The 24,102-nt window shown below is 36.0% G+C and carries 16 protein-coding genes and 1 pseudogene; 16 read left to right on the top strand and 1 reads right to left on the bottom strand.

Annotated features, from left to right (window positions below; translation table 11 throughout):
* Positions 1-6: 6 nt before the first annotated feature.
* Positions 7-678 (bottom strand): DUF4197 family protein, encoded by a 672-nt coding sequence (locus tag ACKTTZ_RS23845; RefSeq protein WP_034699651.1) that lies wholly within the window; start codon positions 676-678, stop codon positions 7-9.
* A 365-nt stretch (positions 679-1,043) separates the two neighbouring features.
* Here ACKTTZ_RS23845 and ACKTTZ_RS23840 point away from each other — a divergent pair, with 365 nt between their 5' ends.
* The 16 genes and pseudogenes from ACKTTZ_RS23840 (at position 1,044) to ACKTTZ_RS23765 (ending at position 23,954) form a co-directional block, all read left to right on the top strand.
* A complete protein-coding gene (locus ACKTTZ_RS23840) occupies positions 1,044-3,866 on the top strand; it encodes a SusC/RagA family TonB-linked outer membrane protein (RefSeq protein ID WP_034699654.1) in 2,823 nt (940 codons plus the stop codon).
* Positions 3,867-3,877: 11 nt separating this feature from the next.
* The gene (locus ACKTTZ_RS23835; protein ID WP_034699657.1) at positions 3,878-5,302 is read left to right on the top strand and encodes a RagB/SusD family nutrient uptake outer membrane protein; all 1,425 of its coding nucleotides are present in this window, start codon (positions 3,878-3,880) and stop codon (positions 5,300-5,302) included.
* 75 nt (positions 5,303-5,377) lie between these two features.
* Entirely contained in the window at positions 5,378-6,769 is a 1,392-nt protein-coding gene (locus ACKTTZ_RS23830) for a glucoamylase family protein (protein ID WP_034699659.1), read from the top strand.
* 87 nt (positions 6,770-6,856) lie between these two features.
* Positions 6,857-7,564 carry a prolyl oligopeptidase family serine peptidase gene (locus tag ACKTTZ_RS23825; RefSeq protein ID WP_407846787.1) on the top strand — a complete coding sequence of 236 codons (708 nt, stop codon included), beginning with the start codon at positions 6,857-6,859 and terminating at the stop codon, positions 7,562-7,564.
* Positions 7,565-7,646: 82 nt separating this feature from the next.
* Positions 7,647-9,974 carry a beta-glucosidase BglX gene (gene bglX, locus ACKTTZ_RS23820; RefSeq protein ID WP_407846786.1) on the top strand — a complete coding sequence of 776 codons (2,328 nt, stop codon included), beginning with the start codon at positions 7,647-7,649 and terminating at the stop codon, positions 9,972-9,974.
* Positions 9,975-10,066: 92 nt separating this feature from the next.
* Positions 10,067-10,465, top strand: coding sequence for a hypothetical protein (locus ACKTTZ_RS23815; protein ID WP_034699664.1), 399 nt, complete (start codon positions 10,067-10,069; stop codon positions 10,463-10,465).
* Positions 10,466-10,584: 119 nt separating this feature from the next.
* A complete protein-coding gene (locus tag ACKTTZ_RS23810) occupies positions 10,585-10,995 on the top strand; it encodes a hypothetical protein (protein WP_253318193.1) in 411 nt (136 codons plus the stop codon).
* A 270-nt stretch (positions 10,996-11,265) separates the two neighbouring features.
* Complete coding sequence (locus tag ACKTTZ_RS23805; protein WP_407846785.1) at positions 11,266-12,906, top strand: T9SS type A sorting domain-containing protein; 1,641 nt, start codon at positions 11,266-11,268, stop codon at positions 12,904-12,906.
* A gap of 11 nt (positions 12,907-12,917) precedes the next feature.
* Positions 12,918-16,007 (top strand): hypothetical protein, encoded by a 3,090-nt coding sequence (locus ACKTTZ_RS23800; RefSeq protein WP_407846784.1) that lies wholly within the window; start codon positions 12,918-12,920, stop codon positions 16,005-16,007.
* A gap of 10 nt (positions 16,008-16,017) precedes the next feature.
* Positions 16,018-16,983 carry a hypothetical protein gene (locus ACKTTZ_RS23795; RefSeq protein ID WP_407846783.1) on the top strand — a complete coding sequence of 322 codons (966 nt, stop codon included), beginning with the start codon at positions 16,018-16,020 and terminating at the stop codon, positions 16,981-16,983.
* Positions 16,984-16,994: 11 nt separating this feature from the next.
* Positions 16,995-20,465: a DUF6443 domain-containing protein gene (locus ACKTTZ_RS23790; protein ID WP_407846782.1), complete on the top strand. Its 3,471-nt coding sequence runs from the start codon at positions 16,995-16,997 to the stop codon at positions 20,463-20,465.
* Positions 20,443-21,045: a hypothetical protein gene (locus ACKTTZ_RS23785; RefSeq protein WP_407846781.1), complete on the top strand. Its 603-nt coding sequence runs from the start codon at positions 20,443-20,445 to the stop codon at positions 21,043-21,045. The genes ACKTTZ_RS23790 and ACKTTZ_RS23785 overlap by 23 nt, the downstream gene beginning before the upstream one ends.
* A 57-nt stretch (positions 21,046-21,102) precedes the next feature.
* Entirely contained in the window at positions 21,103-21,321 is a 219-nt protein-coding gene (locus ACKTTZ_RS23780) for a hypothetical protein (protein ID WP_407846780.1), read from the top strand.
* Positions 21,322-21,324: 3 nt separating this feature from the next.
* Positions 21,325-21,810, top strand: coding sequence for a hypothetical protein (locus ACKTTZ_RS23775; protein WP_407846779.1), 486 nt, complete (start codon positions 21,325-21,327; stop codon positions 21,808-21,810).
* A gap of 163 nt (positions 21,811-21,973) precedes the next feature.
* Positions 21,974-22,456 (top strand): annotated as a pseudogene (locus ACKTTZ_RS23770) (RHS repeat-associated core domain-containing protein); the annotation flags it as partial.
* Between the two features lie 712 nt (positions 22,457-23,168).
* A complete protein-coding gene (locus tag ACKTTZ_RS23765; protein ID WP_407846778.1) occupies positions 23,169-23,954 on the top strand; it encodes an ankyrin repeat domain-containing protein in 786 nt (261 codons plus the stop codon).
* Positions 23,955-24,102: the final 148 nt, after the last annotated feature.

Raw genomic sequence — 24,102 nt, 5'->3', positions numbered from 1 at the left:
AATTTCCTATTTTCCAAATGGTCCCAGCAGAGACTTGGAGTTCTGGTGTTCATAATCTTCTATGATATTGAATAACCCATTTACCAGCTGCTCGGAAGCCAGTTTACTCAATCCTCCGGAATTAACAGTATTGTTATTTCCCCCTAAAAGACTGCCCAGAAAATTACTTCCTGACAGGGCTGTATTGATGGTTTTTACAATTCCGTATTCATTCAGTTTTTCATCTACTTTAGGAGCAATGGCTGCAATCAGCTGTTGAGATGTTTTTTCCTTCAGAATCTGGGTTGCGGTCGTTCCCTGCATAATTCTGGTTACATCCTGAGCATTCAGGCTGTTTACTGCATCCTGCAAAATAGGCTTTGAGGTATTCACCGTATAAGCTGCTGCCTGTGCGATATAATCTCTTTCTTTGGCCACCAGCGAAGGAGCAATTTTCTCCAGCGTAGAATTGATATCTCTCAACTCTTTAGGAAGCGCTTTGTCTACCATATTATTCTGCAGAAACGCTTCTTTGTTTCCGTAGATCCCCATTCCTTTATCAATACCATTGAGCAGAATCCTTTTTATAATGGAAAGGCCCATATCAGATGTGGCCAATGATGTGCAGGATTGTACACTGGTGGTAATAACAGCACCTGTTCCGATGATAAGAGTGGCTGCAATGATATACTTTTTCATTGATCTTTTTATTATTTGCTTTATAAATGCTTTTCTCAAAAACTGCACCAAAGGTAATTACTATTCTGTATTTAACAAAATATTAAATTGAGCGTTTGATTTGGTGAATTTTTTGGACAAAAATGTTAATTTAACATTAATGAAATAGTGGTAAATTGATAATTATTTTGAATATAAAGTTGTAAAAATTTAATAGATGTTAATTATATTATAATAAAATGAGATAGTGGTTAAATTTTTAAGATAATTTAACGTTGTTCGATATTTTTTATATTTTTGAATAATGTCTTTTTTTGAGATTTTAAATAACTCCACTATTTAGAGACAGAAATGAATTTGATTTATTTGAATAAAATTGAAACTATATGAAACAAAGTAATTTAAAGTATTCATGTCTCATTGCTGTTCTGTACTTCGGTATGAACGTCGATGCTCAGACTACTCCAAAAGATACTGCTGTTAAAGAGCAGAAGATCGAGGAAGTAGTTTTGATCGGATATGGATCTCAGAAAAAAGAAAACGTTACGGGAAGTATTGGAATGGTTTCTGCAAAGGATCTTGCTGATAAACCGAATTCAAACCCTATGAGTTCAGTTCAGGGAAAAATTGCAGGTGTAAATATTACAAATGCAGGAGCTCCTGGAAGCTCACCGAGGGTTGATATTCGAGGTATTGGATCATTAACAGGACAAACGGTATTTATTGTTGACGGAACAATTACGGATGATATATCTTTCCTTAATCCTCAGGATATTGAATCAATGAGTGTTTTGAAAGATCCTTCCAGTTTAGCAATTTTTGGTGCGAGAGCATCTAATGGAGCTGTAATTATCAAGACAAAAACGGGAAGAGGTAAGAAACCTGTTTTTAGCCTTAATTCCTATTTAGGAATTAAAACAGTTACCAATGTTCCGGAAATGGCAAATGCTGACCAGTACATTGAACTATATAATGAAAAACTAAGAAATGAAGGAAATACTGATCCTACAAAATTTTTAAGCAGAGCCAATTATCCTGCAGATACAAAATGGTTCGACGAGATTTTTAGAACCAGTATCATTAATGCAAACGATTTCTCAGCTTCAGGAAGTATTGGGAAATTAAATTATTATGGAAGTATTGGAAACCTACAGGATGAAGGAAATCTAGCTGCCGGAAGAGGAATAAACTCCGGAAGTGGTTTTAACAGAATGAATACCAAGTTAAATTTATCATATAAAATAACGGATAATCTTACCATTGGTAATAATTTTACCTTCTCAAAAATTCGTAGTGATGTAGCTCAGAATCCTTTATTGGATGCTTATTCAGCTCCTCCTATCTTTTCTGTGATGAATCCTTCAACTGGTGATTATCAGTTTTTTAATGGATACTCAATACCAAACCCAAGAGCGAAACTGGATATGTTCCGTTCTCAGATAAGGGAAGAAAGACTTTTGAATAATGTTTTTGCAGAATATAAATTTTTAAAAGATTTTACTGTAAGAGTTAGTTATACAACAGACAATACCAATAGAAATAAATACGAATATACACCAAGGCTTAACTATGTTCCGGTATCAGACCAAAAAGATCCGGTTTTAGTAACAAGGGATTCCAGAAACAGAAATTATGTTTGGGATAATACCTTGACTTGGAAGAAAAATTTCGGAAATCATAATCTTGAAATTTTAGGAGGTTTCTCAAGAACGAGAAATTCTTACTCTGAAACATATGCTTCTGCTCAGAAAGTCTATTATGACGGGACAAATGAATCTTTAAATATACAGAATGGTACTGATGTGGTAATTTACACTGATGACAGACCTAAGCTGGATCTTAATCAGGACCAATATCGTATAGAATCACTTTTTGCGAGATTAAATTACGATTATAAAGGGAAATATCTTTTGAATGCTTCTGTTCGTAGAGATGGATCTTCTCAGATTTCTACTGATAGATTTAAAATATTCCCGGCAGTAAGTGCAGGTTGGGTAATTACAAAAGAGGATTTTATGAGTGGGCAGAACTTGTTTAATCTTTTAAAACTTAGAGCAAGTTATGGTAAGCTGGGAAATCCTAATGTAAAAAGAAAGTTTACCCTTAACAGAACTATCATTGATGGAGGAGCATATTATGGAAATAATGGCTATCCGGCAGCAACAATCGACCAGATTATTGATCCATCTATCGGATGGGAAACAACCTCGGGAGGAGATGTAGGATTGGAAATGGCATTATTTAACAACAAATTAAAAATTGATGCTAACTATTTCAATAAAGACTCAAAAGATGTTGTTTATGGAATATTCCAGGGTACTGTTTCCGGAGCAAGTAACTGGAGAGACTATGTAACCAATGCTTACTCTTTTAATAATAAAGGATTTGAAGTTGCTGTAAATTATAATACAAAGATTAATGACAATATTACTTTAGGAATTTATGGTAACTATACAGGGTTAAAAAATAAAATTACTTCAGTATATGGTGGATCTTATTTGGAAGCAGGAGCTAGTTTATTCGGAAATTCTGTTATCAGATTACAGGAAGGGCAGGCTGTTGGGTCTTATTATGGATACCAGGTTGTAGGAGTATTTCAGACTGCTGATGAAGTGGCAGCTTCAGCTACACAGAATGGAGCAAAACCAGGAGCATTTAAATTTGCCGATTTAGATGGAAATGGTATCATTGATACGAGAGATAAAACATTTCTGGGAAGTCCTATTCCAAAAGGATCTTACGGGTTTGGAGTTAATATGAATATTTATGATTTTGATTTTGCTATTGATTTCCAGGGAGTATTCGGTAATAAGATTTATAACTATAACCGTGAACAGCGTTATGGAAATGAAAACTGGGATTTAGATTTCTACAATAACAGATGGCATGGTGCAGGTACATCAAATTCTTACTCTATGGTTACAAATGACCAGGCGGTTATTTTGCCAAGCAGTTTTTATGTAGAGGATGGAAGCTATATCAGAATTAGAAATATCCAGGTTGGATATAATTTACCAAAAACATTTGCAAAATCTTTGTCTATTACTAAATTAAGATTATACGTAAGTGCTCAGAATCCATGGACAAGCTTTAAATATAATGGCTTCTCTCCTGAGATCTTAAATTCGGATAGAGTACAAATGGGAGTAGATCAGAACATTTACCCTATTTCTGCAATCTACACATTTGGTATGAATTTAACGTTTTAATTAGAAAAGTAATGAAAAAAATATTTTTATCAATTGCAATGGTTTCTCTTTTTACCAGTTGCAATAATTATCTAGATATTAAAGAGGAAGGAGAAGTAGAAGCTACATCATTTTTCCAGACTCAGGATGATGCCATGCAGGCAACTAATGCTGTTTATAACTTTTTAAGAAGCTGGGAAAATTCAGCATTTCCTTACCAGTTTATTTATGGTGTTCCGGCAGATGATGTTGTAAAAGGATCCAACCCGGGAGATGCATCTTTTATCAATGTGTATGATAACTTTACATTTACGATAAGTGATGATGGAGTAAGAAGTTATTGGATTGGCCAGTGGCAGGCTATAAACAGAGCGAATCAGGTTATTACTAACGTTCCAAAGATCAATATGGACTCCACGCTGAAAAACAGACTTGTTGCAGAAGCAAAAATGTTGAGAGCCTATTTTTATTTTAATTTAGTAAGAATTTATGGAGGTGTCCCAATATTTGATGGAGTACAGACCAATTACAATATCCCAAGGAATTCTGTAAACGAGGTTTACAATTTTATTATATCTGATCTTACCAGTGCCGCAGAAATTTTACCTCAAACTTATCCTGCTACAGATTTGGGAAGAGTTACTAAAGGTGCTGCGTTAGGATTATTGTCTAAAGTTTATCTTTACAAGAAAGACTGGCAAAAGGCTTATGATACTTCAAACCAACTAATAGGAATGGGGTATGATTTAGAGTCAGACTTCAATCGTGTATTCAGAATCGCTGGAGAATTTGGAAAAGAATCCGTATTTGAAGTGAATTGTGATTGTGCGCCTCAGCTTAATCCGAATGCAGGGAGTCAGTATGCAGAAGTTCAGGGGGTAAGAAACCAATTCGGATGGGGATTCTTCACACCTTCTCAGGCATTGGAAAATGCATTTGAACCAGGAGACATCAGAAAAGAGCTTACTATTCTTAGAAATGGCGAGACTACTCCGGAAGGGGATCTGATTGCAATGGGAGATCCAAATTCTGTTACAACATATAACCAAAAAGTATATCTTCCAAAAGCTTTAAACAATAGCGCTTGTGCTTACGGATCAAAACAGAATATCAGAATTTTAAGATTTGCTGAAATTCTTTTAATCAATGCAGAAGCAGCTAACGAACTAGGCAATACAGCTACAGCGACTACAAACCTTAATAAAGTAAGAACCAGGGCTCAATTGGCAGGAACTACAGCTACAACGCAGACTGGATTGAGAGCAGCAATCTGGCATGAAAGAAGAGTAGAGCTTGCTTTGGAAGGAGATCGTTTCGTAGATCTTGTAAGAACTGGGGAGGCTGCTACCGTACTGGCTCCTTACGGATTCAAAGCCGGGAAGAATGAATTATTCCCGATTCCTTTGGATGCAATGAACCAAAGTAATGGTGCCTTTGTTCAAAACCCAGGCTATTAAAATAAACCATAAACATTAGAGGAGAATGAAAGTTCTCCTCTTCTTTTAGTAATAAACCCTATAAAAAGAGATCTCATGAAAAGGAACGTATTATCAATGGCTATCACCTCTTTATTCTTTGTGTATTCCTGTAAAAATGCTCCCGTTGCCAAATTGGAAGCTGGAAAAACTGAAGCGGTAAAAAATAATATCACAGATGAACAACTGATGGACAGAGTACAGAAAGATGCTTTAAAGTACTTCTGGGATTACGCAGAACCCAACTCCATGCTGGGAAGAGAACGTTACCATGAAGATAATATCTATCCGGATAACGATAAACACGTGATCACTACAGGAGGCTCAGGATTTGGGTTGGCAACTATTCTGGTAGGCGTAGAAAGAGGATTTGTTCCAAGGAAAGAAGCAGTGAAAAGACTTACTCATATCATGGATTTTCTGGCAAAAGCAGACCGTCACAAAGGAGCATGGTCACATTGGATCAACGGGGAAACCGGAAAAACGGTTCCTTTTGGAAAAAAAGATAATGGCGGAGATCTTGTAGAAACAGCATTCCTTACTTCAGGAATATTGATGATCCGGGAGTATTTTAAAAACGGAAATGCAGAAGAAAAAGCCCTTGCAGCAAAATGTGATGAGCTATGGAAAGGAATCCAATGGAACTGGTATACAAAAGGAGGTCAGAAAGTACTTTACTGGCACTGGTCACCAGATTATCAATGGGAAATGAATTTTCCTCTGGAAGGATATAACGAATGTCTGATCACTTATATTTTAGCCGCATCTTCACCTACTTATTCCATTGATGCCGAAACCTATTATAAAGGCTGGACCAGAAATGGAACTTACCTTACAGACAAAACAAAATACGGATTACCTCTGTATGTAAAACACAACTATGCCGAAGAATATGGCGGACCGCTATTCTGGGCACAATATTCATATATCGGGCTTGATCCGACAGGATTATCCGATAAACTTGTCAAAAATTATTTTGACATTAATAAAAATCAAACCCTCATCGATTACAAATACTGTGTTGAAAATCCAAAACAATGGAAAGGTTACGGGCCAAACTATTGGGGACTTACAGCAGGTTATACCAGAAATGAGGATGGAAGCACAGGCTATACCGCTCATATGCCAGGCAACGATAATGGAGTCATCACTCCTACAGCTGCATTGAGTAGCTTCCCATACACCCCTAAAGAATCAATGGCTTTTCTGAGATTCATGTATACTCAAAAACCTGAATTTATAGGATCTGCGGGGCCTTACGATGCCACTTCTATTAATTATAACAATTGGTTTACCCCAAGATATCTGGCCATAGATCAGGGAACTATAGCACCCATGATTGAAAACTACAGATCAGGATTTCTTTGGAAGCTGTTTATGAATGCTCCTGAAATTCAGCAGGGATTAAAAAAACTAAGTTTCCAGTCAGCCAAATATGGAATAAAATAATTCAATAGAAACGGATTATTATCCTGAGCATAGTCGAAGGGAGTCCGTTTAAATAAAAAATATTTTAGCCAAAACCTCAATAACAATATGAAACTAAAACTGAAACATATCCCTCTTTTACTACTGCCACTTTCATTACCAATGAATGCGCAGGAGATAAAAGCGGAACTCAATAAAGAAATTAAAAGACAGGAAAAAATATCCTATATTCTGGATTATCCTAAGAATACGAAAGGGAATGTTCCTTTGATTATTTTTTTACATGGCTCCGGAGAGCGTGGGACTAATCTTGATTTAGTAAAAGCTCACAGTCCGTTTACCTATAAAAATCTGATCAAAGAACCTGTAGCGATTCTTGCACCACAATGCCCGGAAGGAACATGGTGGGATACTGTTACCGTCTATAATCTGATCAAAGAAATTCAGAAGAAATATAAAATTGATGCTTCCCGCATTTATCTTACAGGACTTTCCATGGGAGGCTGGGGAACCTTGAAACTAGCCATGGAACATCCGGAAATGTTTGCTGCAGTGGCTTCAGTGTGTGCACCGACAGATCAGGTAATGACCGCCAATATTGATCAGTTTAAAGATCTGAATATGAAAATATTTCATGGTGGGATGGACGATATTGTATTGCCAGCCAATGCTTTTAATTTTTATCAAAAGCTGCACCCTGTAAATCCAACGGCAGAATTGGTTATCTTCCCGAATGATAATCATAATTCATGGGATTCTACCTATTCAAACCCTGCTTTGTATGAATGGATGCTGTCTAAAAAGAAAGAAAAATAACCCCAAAATACACAATGATTGAAAGATAAACTCATCGAATTAAAGTAAAAAAATATAAACAATAATTTAAGAAGATAGATTTATGAAAAAGTTAATTGTAATCGCCACGTTAGCATTAGCTCCTGTATTTTCCGCTCAGGAAATGATAACGAAGCCTGTTCAGTCTTATCAGACGGCTCAGTATCAGGCTAAAAAGAAAGCTTTTGTAGATAATCTTTTGTCTAAAATGACATTGGATGAAAAGATTGGGCAGATGAACCTTCCGACTTCCGGAGATTTTACTACCGGACAGGCACAGAGTTCTGATATCGGAAAGAAAGTAGAACAGGGGTTAGTAGGAGGATTATTCAATATAAAAGGAGCAGATAAGATCAAAGCTGTTCAGAAAGTAGCTGTAGAAAAAAGCCGTCTGAAAATTCCAATGATTTTTGGGATGGATGTGATCCACGGGTATGAAACTACTTTCCCGATTCCTTTAGGGTTGGCTGCTTCATGGGATATGAACCTTATCCAGCAGTCAGCAAAAGTAGCTGCCAGAGAAGCTGCTTCTGACGGGATCAACTGGACATTCTCTCCAATGGTAGATATTTCCCGTGAGCCAAGATGGGGTAGAGTATCAGAAGGTTCTGGCGAAGATCCTTATTTGGGAAGTGAAATTTCTAAAAATATGGTGTATGGTTATCAGGGGAAAGACCTTGCGAATGGAACCAATATCTTAGCATGCGTAAAGCATTTCGCATTATATGGAGCAGGTGAATCCGGAAGAGATTACAATACCGTTGACATGAGCCATGTAAGAATGTTTAATGAATACTTTCCTCCTTACAAAGCCGCAGTAGATGCTGGTGTAGCTTCGGTAATGGCTTCTTTCAATGAAGTGGATGGTGTGCCTGCAACAGGAAACAGATGGCTTCAGACTGAAGTTTTAAGAAACCAATGGAAGTTTAAAGGATTTGTAGTAACAGACTATACCGGGATCAATGAAATGGTAGATCATGGTATGGGAGATCTTCAGCAGGTTTCTGCTTTGGCTTTAAAAGCTGGAGTTGATATGGATATGGTGGGAGAAGGTTTTTTAACAACTTTAAAAAAATCTCTGGCAGAAGGAAAAGTGACACAGGCTGAAATTGATATGGCAGCAAGAAGAATTCTTGAAGCAAAATATGATCTTGGTTTATTTGATAATCCGTACAAGCACGGAGATGCAAAATTGGCAGCAAAAGAAGTCTATAATATGGAAAACCGTAATATAGCAAGGAATACGGCTGCTCAATCCATGGTGTTATTGAAAAATGACAATCAGGTATTGCCTTTAAAAAAATCAGGAACAGTGGCTGTCATTGGACCATTGGTGAATAACTCAATGAATATGGCCGGAACATGGAGTGTTGCTACAAAACACGCAGCTTCAGTTTCTTTGATGCAAGGGTTACAGTCAAACTACGGAAAAGAAGTTAAGTTTTTATCAGCAAAAGGAGCCAATATAGACTATGATGCTAAATTAGAAGAAATTTATGCAGCTCACGGTAAAAAAACAGACAGAGACAACCGTTCCAAAGAAGAATTGTTAAAAGAAGCGGTAGATGTTGCCAGCAAAGCAGATGTGATTGTTCTGGCTATCGGAGAATCTGCTGAAATGAGTGGAGAATCTTCTTCGAGAACAGAAATTACTATTCCTCAGTCTCAGGTTGACTTACTGAACGAATTAAAGAAAACCGGAAAGCCAATCGCTATGGTTCTTTTCACAGGGCGTCCGTTAGCTTTAACCAATGTAAAAGATACTCCGGATTCTATCTTGAACGCCTGGTTTGCAGGATCTGAAGCTGGTAATGCCATTGCCGATGTTCTGTTCGGAAAAGTAAACCCGTCCGGAAAACTTCCGATGACTTTCCCAAGAAGCCTTGGACAAGTACCCATCTATTATAATGCTAAAAATACAGGCCGCCCGCTAAGCCAGGAAAAAGTAGACAAATGTACTTATGAAAGATTCCGTTCAAACTATATGGACGAGTGTAATACACCTTTATATGCTTTCGGATACGGATTAAGCTACACGAAATTCAATTATTCGGATATGACAGTTTCCAATACTACAGCGAAAGGTAATCAAACAGTTCAGGCAAGTGTTACAGTAACCAATGCAGGAAACTATGACGGCGCTGAGGTTGTTCAGTTGTATATCAGAGACATGGTGGGAAGTATCACAAGACCAGTAAAAGAATTGAAAGGCTTCCAGAAAGTATTTTTGAAAAAAGGAGAATCTAAAAAAATAACTTTCAATATCACTCCTGAAAATCTGAAATTCTATAACGGAGATTTGAAATATGACTGGGAATCAGGTGAATTTGATATTATGATCGGAACCAGCTCTGATAATGTTCAGCATTCAAAGATTAACTGGACTAAGTAATATCTGCAAAAGTAACTCACCGGAGTGTGTTATGATGTTTTTTTGGCACGGTTTTTAATAATAACTCGGGTAATTATTATATACGAATCGACATGAAAAAAACAATTTTATTAAGCACAATGTTCCTGGGTTCTTTAGTATTTGCACAAAAAGAAGCAATAAAAGGTGGAGACAGAGATGCACACGGATGTATTGGTTCAGCAGGATATACTTATTCTCAAATTAAGAAAGACTGTGTAAGAACTTTCGAACAGAAAATTAAGTTAACAGAAGTAGCTCCGAAAGACAGCTATACTTCAATAGCTGCAGTTATTTTCAGTAAAGACATGAAAAAAGCTGAGGTTTTCATTAAAGATGCTGATACAGGAAGTATTATCCTTACCAGAGCGGGACGAAGAGCCAAAGCATGGAAAAAGGATGGTTATGTGTTGGTTCCTTACAAAAAGAATGGATATCAGCTTAAAAAAGATAATATCGTGATCTATCAGTAAAATCCGATTTAAAAAAAGAAACCACTCGTGAGAGTGGTTTTTTTTGTACCTTAGAGAAATTAATTAATATCACATTTTTGGGATATTTTTTAATCCATCAGAAAACAAAAATTTTACATATGAAAAAAATAATTTTACTCAGTGCCATGTTCCTTGGTTCATTCGTTTTTGCACAAAAAAGTACTCCTGTTCTCGGAGGCGACAGAGATGTTCACGGTTGTATTGGTTCCGCAGGATATACTTATTCACAATTAAGAAATAATTGTATACAAACTTTCAATCAGAAAATAAAGCTCAAAGAAGTAAACTCAGATAAAAGCTATACTTCAATGACGGCAGTTATCTTTACTAAAAATCTGAAAAAGGCTGAAATTTTCATTCCGGACGGAAATGCCAAAAGTATCATTCTGGATAAAGAAGGAAAAGAGAAAGTCTGGAAAAGCGGATCTCATATTAAAGACAGCTATGTTCTGACTCCTTACAAAAAAAGCTACCAGATCAAGAAAAATGATGTTGTCATCTATCAATAAGATCAAACTTTAAAAATATATAGCCACTCGGAAGAGTGGTTTTTTTGTGTGTGAAATCAATGAATTCAATTTGATTTTAATACGACAGGTTTTGTCTTCATACAGAGATAATTTTCATCAGAATAAGATGAATTGCAATGTGTTATAAAGGGAATTTAATTATTAATAGTATGATTTATAGTATATTGAATTAAAGCAGTTTTCGTGTTTTAAAAAGAATTAAATTCGTATAGTTTTTATAATTAATTACTACTCAAAAACAATACAAAGATGAAAAAAATATCTCTCGGTGCATTCACTTTATGCACGGTCCTGGGTATCTCTGCCCAGGAAGTGGTATGGCAGAAAGACATCCAATCCTCTACCCAGGATTTTCTAAGCCAGATCACCACAACTATTGATCAGCAGTATTTGATCACAGGAAGTTCTATTCAAAGCAATAAGCAACAGGCTGCAGGCAGTAAGCAAAATAACGGTTACGATTTTCATTTTATTAAACTTGACCAGCAAGGGAATGAGATCTTTGAGAAATATTTCTCAGGACAGAACCATGATTATCTGTCGGCTACTGTTACTACACAGGATGGAGGTTTTTTACTAGCGGGAACCTCTTATTCAGGAAAAGGATTAGACAAAAAAGAGGATTCCAAAGGAGGTTCAGATATTTGGCTGATCAGAATCAATGAATTTGGTGATGAATTATGGCAGAAAACATTAGGAAGTTCTTCTGATGAAGAAGCCAGAGCTGTTATTCAAACTACTGATCTAGGATTTTTTGTAGCCGGAAACGTACAGAATTCAGCAAAAGGTTATGGATCTAAAGATGTTTGGATTACCAGACTCGATAAAAACGGAAAAGAACTTTCTCAATTAATCTTAGGAGGAAAAGGCTTAGACGAAGTGGAAAAGATGATTCCAACGAGAGATGGAGGTGCACTACTTGGGATTTATTCGAGAAGTTCCGAGGTTCGGGTTTCTGGTTCTGAACAAGATTCCGGGATGCGAGGCGCAGGTTCTGCATCAAACGTTCAAAACCCGAACCCCGTATCCCGAATCGCAAAATCAACAGATAATTTCGGTGAAGGAGATTATTGGATTGTAAAACTCGACAAGAACGGAAAAGTAGAATGGGAGAAGAACTTTGGTGGAAAAGGAGATGATCATTTGAGAACCCTTGCTTTAACGTCAACTGGCTTTATCATTGGTGGAGAATCCAGGTCAGAGAGATCAGGAAACAAAACCGTAGGCATTGAAGAAGGAACAGACCTTTGGCTGATTGCTCTCAATGAAAGAGGAGAAGATCTGTGGCAGAAGTCCTATAGCTTTAAGAATCGTGATATTCTGATGGGAATGAATGTGGTAAGCGGGAGGCTGGAAGATGGAAGTGAGAAGTCTAAAGGCATTCTGTTAGGAGGTTACACTCAGGCTGAAGGAAGAGTCCAAGCTGATGATGAAACCTTCTGGATGCTGTATCTGGATCAAAATGGAAATGAACAGTGGAGAAAACATGTGAAAGGAGAATCCAGACAAAGAGAAGAAAGACTTTCCGATTTAAAGCTGAACAGAGATGGTTCTATTATTCTGGCCGGAACCAGTGCAGAAGAATTAGGCAAAGAAAACTGGAAGATTGTGAAACTTGGCGACAAACAGGTTGATCAGTTGATTGAAAAATACGATATCAAAATCTATCCAAATCCTGTCTCAGATTATGCTTATGTAGAAATAGGATTCAACGACTTCAAAGAAGCTGATATTCTTTTGTATGATATGAGCGGAAGACAGCTTCAGAGCTTAAAAACAAAGAACAGAGTGACTAAGATTAATACCCAGGCTTTGGTACAGGGAGCTTATCTGGTGACGATAAAAACTGATACTAATAAAATGGCGAATGCTAAACTTATTAAAAAATAAACAGAAATAAAATGAGAAAAATATATTTACTATTAACAACAGCAATAATTTGTTTAGTAAAGTCGCAAACATTAATAGATAGAGTGCAGATTAAATCTCCACAAACCTATGCATTTGAAAAATATGGAAATGTACCTGTAAATCTATACACCGGAATGCTCGATCTAAAAATACCTATATATTCTTTATCTGTTAATCCCGATAATGATATCAATATCTTTTTAAGCTATGATTCATCAGGATTTATACCTCATAAAAAATCAGATTTGGCCGGAATGAATTGGTCTTTAATCGCAGGAGGTAGAATTACAAGAACCATGCATGGAGTACCAGATGAGTATATTGGGAATCCTTGTCAAACTAACCAATCTAATCCATTTGGAGCTAATTTGGCAGGATTTCTTGCTGGGGTAAGAAAATCCCCTTACACGAATACACAGGTTTATGATTTAAATAGTGGAGCAGGAAATCCAACAGGTTGTTCAACTATGGGTTGGAAATTAGGGCCTAATAATAGTTTAGCTTATGAAGGAGAACCTGATCTATTCAATTTTACTGTACAAAATCTCCATGGAAAGTTTATGATAGGGAATGACGGAAACGTTATAGTAGAATCTAATGATCCAGGGTTAAAGGTAGACCTTTCACAAATGGTAGTATATAATCTTAATAATTCTTGTCGCCCTCCTTCCACAACAATTAAACTTATTGACAGTAAAGGAAACAAATATTATTTTGGTGGGAGTTTCCCCACTTATGAGATTTCTTATCCAAGCAATAATGCTAATATGTATTCTGAATTTCTTACTAGTACACCATATATCAGCTCTTTTGCTCTTTCTATGATTGAATTTTCAGATGGGAAAAATGTAAGTTTTAATTATATGAATGATACATTGGATGATGATTTTTGTATTAATAGTAATCCATCCCTCAGCGATCATAAATTTCTAAGTTATGAAAGTTTTTTACAACAGGGAAGTTCTTCTGTTGAATGGATAACATGTTCGGTTTTCCCAAGTTGTTTTACAGAACTCTCCTCATCCTCAACAGGTACAGGTCTCACTCCGGGCTTTATTTTACTGAAAAAATCTCTTTTAGAGTCAATAGTATTTGATAATAACTATAAAATTTCGTTTAATTATAAAGATATAGGATACCAAATATCTTACTGGAATACTTTAGGTAGTATGGCTCCTAATGAGTATTTATTAGACAATATTCAGGTTTATTCAAAAAATAATTTAATACAGAATACATTATTTATCTATTCGAATTTTGGAGGGACAAACAAAAGACCTTTTCTAACGAATTTAAAAGAATTTTTTTCAAATAAAGAATATTCTCTGGAATATTACGACACAGAAGATTTACCAACTTATTATACCAGAGGAATAGATCATTGGGGTTTTTGGAATGGAAAAGTAGGAAATACAAACTTAATTGCCTTTGATACATATGACCAAACTACGGGTAATTATACATTAAATAATACAACCAGAGACCCTAATGCTGGGCTATGTAAAAAAACATTATTAAAAAAAATAATTTATCCTACCAAGGGGTATTCTATTTTTGATTATGAACCACATTATTATAAGCAAAGACTTGAAAGAAATTCTTCTAGTTCCTTTCTTCCCGTACTAACTAATAATAATGGTATGGCAGGGGGAGCAAGAATAAAAAATCAATATGATTTCTCTGAAAACGGAGGAATGACGAATCAAAAAAACTATCAATATACTACATCTCTGAATGGTGCTTTATCTTCAGGGATTTTAATGAATTGGCCACGTTACATGTATTATTTTGAAACTTCAGGAGGAGGACAAACTCAAAAAAAAATGCTGGGGTCCGGTTCTAATGTTCAGCAAAATAGCTTGGATAGTTATAATGTTGGCTATTCCAAAGTGTTTGAAATCGATACAAATAAGGGGTATATAGAGCATAATTATACCAATTATAATGATTATCCAGACATAATTAATCCTGATGCATCAAACTTGAAGAATTGGTTTCAGGCTTCCGGAGGAAATATGGGTTCTGTAGTTCCTGAAAACCTATATAAAAACTTTAAAAACTTATATGGAACGGACAGAAGTATTTTACGGGGAAAACCGAAAAAAGATTTGTTTTTTAAAGAAGGAGGTTTGACTCCCCTAAAAAAAATAGAATATCTCTATACAGATAATATAGATTTTAATTCTAATACTTTAAAAGATAATGCTAATTATGTTACGATACAGCATATGAGTGGATTTTGGGTACAGGCTTATAAAAAATACTTTAATCCCTCAAATGTGAAAAAAGAAATCACCACCATTTATGTTGGTAATGATTCTCTTATAACAACGAAAGCAAATTTATTTGAGGCTCCGAATCATTTAAATATTTCATCCCAGAAAACTTCAGAATCTGATAATATAATAAATGAAACCATTTATAACTATGCTCATGAGAAAGGCAACCAATTAATGATTTCAAAAAACATGGTTGGAATTCCTTTAGAAACAATAACAAACAAAATTGAAGGGGTAACAAACAAGACATTGTCAAAAACAGAAACATTATACCCACTTAGCCAGTCAGAAGCAAATTTGAAAACCTCAGGATTAATATTACCTTTTACTGTACTTTCTACGGATTTACAAAATGTTGTTTCTACCGAAGTTACTTATGATAAATATGACTCTAAGGGTAATATTCAGCAGTACACCACAAAAAATGGTCTTTCAACCGTAATTGTGTGGGGTTACAACCAGACCCAGCCTATTGCTAAGATAGAAGGAGCGAAATTAACAGATATTTCACAGTCATTAATAAATTCCATTGTTACACCTTCCAATACAGATGCCTCAGCAGCAGCTAATAATGATGAAACATCCCTTTTATCAGTATTCAATACCTTCAGAAATAGCTTGCCAAACTTTCAGATCACCACATATACTTATGATCCATTAATTGGGGTAAGAAGTATTACTCCGCCATCAGGGATTAGAGAAGTATATATATATGATTCCGCCAACAGGCTTAAAGAAATCAGAGAAAATAGTCAGACAGGTAACTTATTAAAAGAATTTAAATACAACTATAAACAATAAAAAAACTTAAATGATGAAAAAAATACTATTCATAGCAGGAATTTTAGCAGCCCAATTATCATTTGCTCAACAAGGAGCATTTTCAGCAGTAACCATTCAAAATCCTTCTCCTATCTTATATTTAAAAAGAAGTACCAATGATGGAGGATTTATCCGTGGGATTCAAACCCAATATCTTAACGGTACTAATGGTTGGTTTTTTGGTGATTTGCATGGCAGCCAGTGGATTGTTTCCAAAGGAGATTATACCAACCCCAAACTTGTTATTAATGACAGTAACGGAAATGTAGGAATAGGAGTTGCAAGTCCAGATGCTAAATTGCATATAGCTCAGGATAATATTAATGACCAAAATTTAGTTTTAGGAAAGTTTTCATCTTTCGGACCAACCGGGGGCAGTGCTATAGTTCGTTTAGTGTATAATAGTACTACGGCTAATCTGGAAGTAAATTCTACATACTCAGGCAATAACTTCAGATATGGAACTTACGGTGACTTTAATATTGAAAATGAGATTTCATCCCCAAATTTTGGAGCGATTAACTTTATTACAAACAAAAAAGTACAGATGGCTATTAAGCCTAATGGAAATGCCTTGCTGCAAGGCAAGCTGGAAGCCAAAGAATTCAAAGTAACGCTGACTCCAACTGCTGACTTCGTATTTGAGGAAAATTATAACCTTCCCAATCTGGAAGAAGTAGCAAAACATATTAAAGAGAAAAAGCACCTTCCAGAAATTGCTTCCGCAAAGATGATGGAAAAAGAAGGCGTAAACGTGGGTGAATTTCAGATTAAATTATTACAGAAAATTGAAGAACTTACCCTCTATGCCATTAAGCAGGAGAGACAATTGAAAGACCAGCAGGAAAAAATACAGAAATTAGAAGGAGAAAACTCAGAGCTGAAAAACGTAGTTTCAGAAATTAAGCAGTTGAAAGAGCAGTTTCTTATAATGAAATCCAATACAACCCGCTAATAATAAAATCAATGTATAAAAAAATATATATAAGCATTGGGTTGCTATGGAGTCTTCATCATTTTGGGCAGATTGTTTTAAACTCACCTCCTGTTCCTAATACTGAAGTGGCAGACCCACATAGTATACGTATGCTTCCTGGGTTCCAGTTCAGTTCTGCCAATGGAACTTTTCGGGCTTATATTGGAGGATCATCATCTGGCAATGGAGAAACTTATACTCCCATCACAGTCAATTATTCGTCCAGTCTTCCAACGACGGAAAATTATGTCTATACCAGACAATATCTGGTGCCTACTGCAGTTTCAGACGGATCCCTTCAGCAGATACAAAGCATTCAGTTTTTTGATGGATTAGGAAGACCAAAACAATCAGTAAGTATTAAATCTACTCCCACAGGAAAAGATCTGGTAACCCATATTCCTTATGATAATTTTGGAAGACAGGTTGATAGCTGGCTTCCTGTTCCCATGAACTCATTGAGCGGAAATATCCAGACCGGAGTAGAAGCTAGTGCCAATAGCTACTATCAATCCAATGGCATCAATGATTCTTTTCCTTTTAGCCACAAAACCCTTGAAAATTCTCCACTAGACAGAGTTTTAAATCAGAAAAATCCAGGAACTGACTGGCAGAACAAACCTGTTGTTTTTGGATATGAAACCAACACGACAGGTGAGGTTAAAAAATTTACCACTGTTACCTCATGGGTTGCCGGAGCAACTTCTTCAGATCTTGTATTGTCCGGGACCTATGGAAATGCCCAGCTGTATAAAAATACAGTAACAGATGAGGACAATAATAAAACTATAGAATTTAAAAACGGCAGAGGCCAGACTTTACTGGTAAGAAAAGTGATCAGTGCTTCAGAAAATGCAGATACTTATTACGTTTATAATGAATATGACCAGCTGGCATTTGTTATTCCGCCTTTAGCTTCTGTCGGGGCAACTGTTTCAGCTTCCGCACTGGAACATCTTTGCTATCAGTATAAATATGATGGTAAAAACAGGCTGGTAGAAAAGAAACTTCCTGGGAAAGGTTGGGAGCAAATGGTTTACAATAAAAAAGATCAGATTATTCTATCCAGAGATACAGCCCTCAAAAATGGGATTGCGAATTTTTCGGCTGATCAGTCATGGATGTTTACCAAATATGACCGTTTCGGAAGAGTAGTGTATACCGGGATTACCAGAGATACCAATCCAAGAAATACCATACAGAATACCATTGATAACCAATCTGCTGACACTTATGAAGCCCGTGGAGGAAGCTTTACCCTGAATGGCACCAGTATTGAATATGGAAACCTGTCTTATCCTACAACAGTTGATAAACTCCTGACTGTCAATTATTATGATACGTATCCTCAGGGAGCGCCAGCAGTAAGTGCGGTTCTAGGGCAGGATGTATTACCTCAGACAACACAGAATTCAGAAGTCAGCACTAAAAGCCTTCCAACGGCTTCTTATACTAAAAATATTGAAAATGACGGCTGGACAAAAGTTTACACCTATTATGACAAGAAAGGGAGGTCTATCGCAAGGCATTCTTTGAACCATCTTGGAGGATACACGAAGACCGAAAGCTTCCTGAAATTTTCAGGAGTACCGGAGTATAGCCTTATTGAGCATAAAAGATCAGCCAATGACACGAAGATCAATATCAAGGAAACGTTTGAATATGATCATCAGGAAAGACTCGTAAGACATTGGAATCAGGTGAACGGAGGTGCTCAGGAATTGTTGGCAGAAAATCTGTATAATAATCTTGGGCAATTGCGGACTAAAAATGTAGGAAATACGACAGGCAGCCCACTACAGAGTGTCAAATATGCCTACAATATCAGAGGCTGGATGACAAAAGTGAATGATCCTGCCAATTTGCAGAATAAACTTTTTGCCTACGAATTGCGTTACAGCAATCCTAACAATCAGTTTTCAGGTTCTGCAAGATATAATGGAAATATCTCACAGATGTCCTGGATTACCCAAAATGACGCTGTACTCAGAAATTACTCCTATGAATATGATGCTCTTAACCGGCTTAAAGAAGGACGTTTCTGGGATGCCATGAATTTAGAGAGAGGAGAGTACCACGAACAGCTTACCTATGATCTGAACGGAAATATTAAAAGCCTTTTAAGAAGAGGAAAACAGCTTCCGGGATATACCGCCCCTGAAGTAATGGACAATCTGGAATACCATTATGAAAATGGAGAACAAAGCAATAAGTTATCTTATCTTAGAGAAATCGGCACGGGAAATGCCATCAGTGGATATCCGTTAGCGTCAGGAAGCACCGGAAGTACCATTACTTATGATGTCAATGGAAGCATGACCACCCAGTTGGATAAAGGAATTTCCTCCATTCAATATAATTATCTGAATTTACCAGGAAAGATTACCCAAAATTCCAAGATAACTGATTATATTTACAGAGCAGACGGAGTGAAAGTAAAAAAGGTTTTCGGAACAGAAACAACCGATTATCTGGACGGCTTCCAGTATACTAATTCTGTTTTGAAATTCTTCCCAACGGCAGAAGGATATTTTAATGTTGAAACTGGAAAATATGTGTATAACTATACTGACCATCTGGGAAATACAAGATTAAGCTATGCTAAAAATGGAGCAGGAACAGAGATCATTGAAGAGAGTAATTATTACCCGTTTGGATTGAAGCATGAGGGGTATAATGTATTGGCAGGAAATCCGGCATATAAATATAAGTATCAAGGGCAAGAGTTGCAAGAGACAGGTTTTTACTCGTTTAAGTGGAGAAATTACGACCCAAGTATTGGAAGATTTTTATCAATCGACCCTTTAAGTGAAAAGTTTCCGTACAACTCTACTTATGCTTTCCAAGAAAATAAATTAGGAATGGGAAGGGAATTTGAAGGACTTGAATTAGTTCCTTTTGAATTCCTTATGATGTCTAACTCTGCTATTGAACCTGCAATTCCTTTTGCAGAGGCTGGTATAAGAGAAATCCCAATTGAGCCTATTACTATAACAGCTTCCAGGGCTACACCGCCTTCTGCCCCAGGTTTTTGGGAAAAAATCGGAAATTGGTTTGACTCCGTATTTGATGGCAGTAGCGAATCGACAGCTCCAAGGTCTATGGATAAAACCGTAGAAAACCTAAAACCTGAGAGTACAGCTGAAACTGCTACTGAAACAGGAAAGATTTATAGAGTTCCAGGAGAACAAACAGAAAGTGGTAAACCATATATAGGTAGAACCAAGAGGGCTAGCCCGGCGGAAAGAGGAAGAGGAGCTAATGATGGTAGAGACAGGGGCGGAGAAACGGAAGTAATAGACAAATATGACCCTAAAAATCCCGGAGAAGGTGCCTATAAAGAACAAAAGGCAATAGATAAAGCAGGGGGTGTTGAAAAATTAGACAATAAAAGGAATGAAGTTAGACCTGACCGAATGAAAGATTTAGAAAATACATATGGAAAACCTAAGCATCAATAAGATATCAGATTTTTGGAATTGGTTTGAATCTCTTCAATCAGAACTATCTTCAGATAGAATTACTGATACTTTAATCAATAAGCTTAATGATAAAATACTATCTCTGGCTGATTTAAATTGGGAAATCAGAGAAGGTGTAGAAAAGCCGAATATGTTAATAATTTCGGCTGGTGGAGATAACGAATTAGTCCCTGTAGCTAAAGAAATTATAAAAGTTGCACCAAATCTTAAAGATTGGGAATATAGTTATTATAAGCCTCCCAAAAAATGGAATTATGACCTATCTCTTAAAAGCCACATTGGTTTTGATAAAGAAATCAATGTTGAGAGTTGGGAGTATGTTTTGTTAAAATTTAAGGATGGTACATTTGGAATTATCATTAAGGCAAACAATATAAATACTCTCAAAGAAGATGATAAGTATACAGTTGCAGATATAGTATTAGAAAATATTTTAGGAGACGATTTGAGTTACAGCTTAATTAAAAATGTTGAGATTGTAGATGAGTTTGAGAGTAGTCGAATCAAAAATAAGAACAGTATAAAATACCTTTTTAATCATCTGTTAGAACAGATTTAGAACTCCTGCTGGCGCGAGCGTCTCGCTCGTGTCCAAAAATAAAACAAAACCCCTGCTTTGGATGCGACAGGAAAAGTACATGGTGATTTACCAAAAGTTAAGGATCTTGTAAATTATTCGAAAGAAGATTTAAAGATATTACTCAAAGAACTAAAGCAAGGTGTTCAAAAGAGAATAGAGGTAACCTCCCAACTTGGTAGAGATAGACCTCATGGTCAAAGACAAGGAGCAGAACAAGATTTAATAAAATCGATAGAGAAACATTTAGGGAAATAAGGAATGAAATCATTAGCAGAATTACAAGATTTGTTGTTAGATGAAATTCAAAATAATTTGAATAAAGAAGTGGTTTCTGAAAATCACGATTACTATAACGAGTACACAGGATATATTTCAGTTTTATTGGCTTCAATTCTTGAAAAAAGATTATTAAAAGATACTGATTGGAATTCTAATAGATGGATAGATGATTCTTTATTAACAAAACTAAAATTGTCTGATGGAAAACTATCTGTTTGGGGGATAATGATTTGGGGAATTAAAAACTCAAATAAACAATGGACAGACCCATTCTATTTTGAAATTAAATTCAAAATAGAAAATGAAAAATTTAATCATTATACTTTTCTTTTTGGTGATTTAGATAATCATGAAATTTCTTATGAAGATTTTGCAAATAATCGTAATTATTGGGATATGGATTATTATAAAACAGACGATTGGAATCCTTCTGATAGAAATTGGAAATATATAATTGCAGAATAATATAACTCCTCCTGCTGGCGCGAGCGTCTCGCTCGTGTCCAATGGTAAATAATAAAAGCCATTGCAGTGAGAATTGCAATGGCTTTTTATGTCTAAATAAGCTCTAATAATTATATGTCTCCATTCAATATAATTATCTAAATTCACATATAACTCCAAAGTAACTAATTATATTTACCGGGCAGACGGAGTGAAAGTAAGAAAGGTTTTTGGAACAGAAACAACCGATTATCTGGATGGCTTCCAGTATACGAATTCTGTATTGAAATTCTTCCCTACAGCAGAAGGATATTTTAATGTTGAGACCGGAAAGTATGTGTATAACTATACTGACCATCTGGGAAATACAAGATTAAGTTATGCTAAGAATGGAGCAGGGACAGAGATCATTGAAGAGAGCAATTATTATCCATTTGGATTGAAGCATGAGGGGTATAATGTATTGGCAGGAAATCCGGCATATAAATATAAATACAACGGAAAGGAGCTGCAGGAAAGTGGTATGTATGATTATGGCGCTAGATTTTATATGCCTGATATTGGAAGATGGGGTGTTGTAGATCCATTAGCAGAAAAGATGACAAGACATAGTCCATATAATTATGCGTTTAATAATCCATTAAGCTTTATAGACCCGGACGGAAGAGAAGCCTATAAACCAACTCCTAAAGAAGCTGCTGCAATGGCTGCCCATGTTTATGGCGATAAAAAAGATAATATTCTGATTGGCGGATGGAGAGTTTCTCAAAGAGATTTTGGAACGAATGTTAATTTAAATGACCAAGGTTCAGGCTTTAAATCACAGGTATATGAAAGGGTTGTTGATGGAAAGGTTACCGAATATGCCTATGCAACAGCAGGAACAGAAGACTTGGCTAAAGATGGGGTTGCGGATGTAGCTCAGCCGGTAGGTGCATCAAGTCAATATGAAATATCAGCAAGAAATGCTACGGAAATTTCCAAACAACTAGGTGATACAGAGCTTACCTATACCGGTCATTCTCTAGGCGGTGGTTTGGCAGCACTTAATTCCAACCTTACCAGAAGAGAAGCCATCACTTTTAATGCTGCGGGAGTAGGAGCAGCAACAAAGTTTCTAAATGGAAAGAACAACTCTGATATGAGCGGTTGGTTTGGTGGTTTTACAGCCACATTTAGGACGGAAGGACTCATCAATGCTTATATAATGAAAACAGACCCTCTTAATATAGCTCAGGATAAAAGCTTGCTAATGCCTGATGTAAACGGGAAAAGGCATACTGTTTGGCCAACCAGCTCAAGTTCGATTTATAATGGTCATAGTATGGATAATATGTTGAAAGAATTTGGAATTAACCCTAAAAAATATGCCCGATAATATGAGAAAGATTGTACTATTATTTTCATTGTTATTTTTAGCAATTTCCTGCGATAAAATAGACAGAGATAAAAAGGTTGACAAGGATAAGCTTTTAGGAGCTGATTACAGGTTGTTCCAGGATACTTCCGCTTGGGAACTGGCAAAAGCTGTGCAAGATGATGATGTTGATAAAATAGATAAAGAAATACAAAACAATCCTAAAATTGTCAATTATCAAGAAAGTAAGTATGGAAATACTCTATTGCATTTAAGTATTTTTAATGATAATTACAAGGGATTTAAAGAATTGTTAAAATTAGGAGCCAATCCCAATATTGCGGATTCATTTCATTGTAGTACTCCATTAATAGAAGCTTGTGAAATCTTTGATGATAGAACAAAATATGTAAAAGAATTAATTAATTATAAAGCTAATGTTAATTATGTAGAATGTAACGAAGGTAAAGACCCGCAAAAAATGAAGAGAACTCCATTGATTACGGCTTCAGGAATGGGTTATTTAGAAATTGTAAAACTACTAATTAGTAATGGAGCAAAAATTAATTACAATGATGGAAGTCAAGCTGGCTCAGCTTTAGGTTCAGCAGCTTTAGCAAATAATTATGATGTTACTTTATATCTGTTACAACAGGGAGCAGATTGTAGCAAGCTTTTGTATAAAAAAGGCGGAGCAGTTAATCCTCAGGATATTTATATGAAGAATTGGATAGAAGATGAAGCGGACCATTCGGCGAAAGAATACTCTGAGATAAAAGGGCTTCTAAAGAAAAAAGGATGTTTATAACTAACAAATCCCGCCGAATGGCGGGATTTGTTGTTTTATAGCGCCGCTACATTTTTATTAAAGAAGTCTTTAAATTTTTTCTTTGTGAGCATTGTTTCTACAATTTAAAAAAACAGTCCCCCCGCTGCCGCACGAATCCTTTCGTGTG

This window comes from Chryseobacterium sp. KCF3-3, from assembly GCF_045865955.1.
Taxonomy (GTDB): domain Bacteria; phylum Bacteroidota; class Bacteroidia; order Flavobacteriales; family Weeksellaceae; genus Chryseobacterium.
Note: the sequence above shows the minus strand (reverse complement) of the source record. Positions and strands in the feature narration are given on the sequence as shown.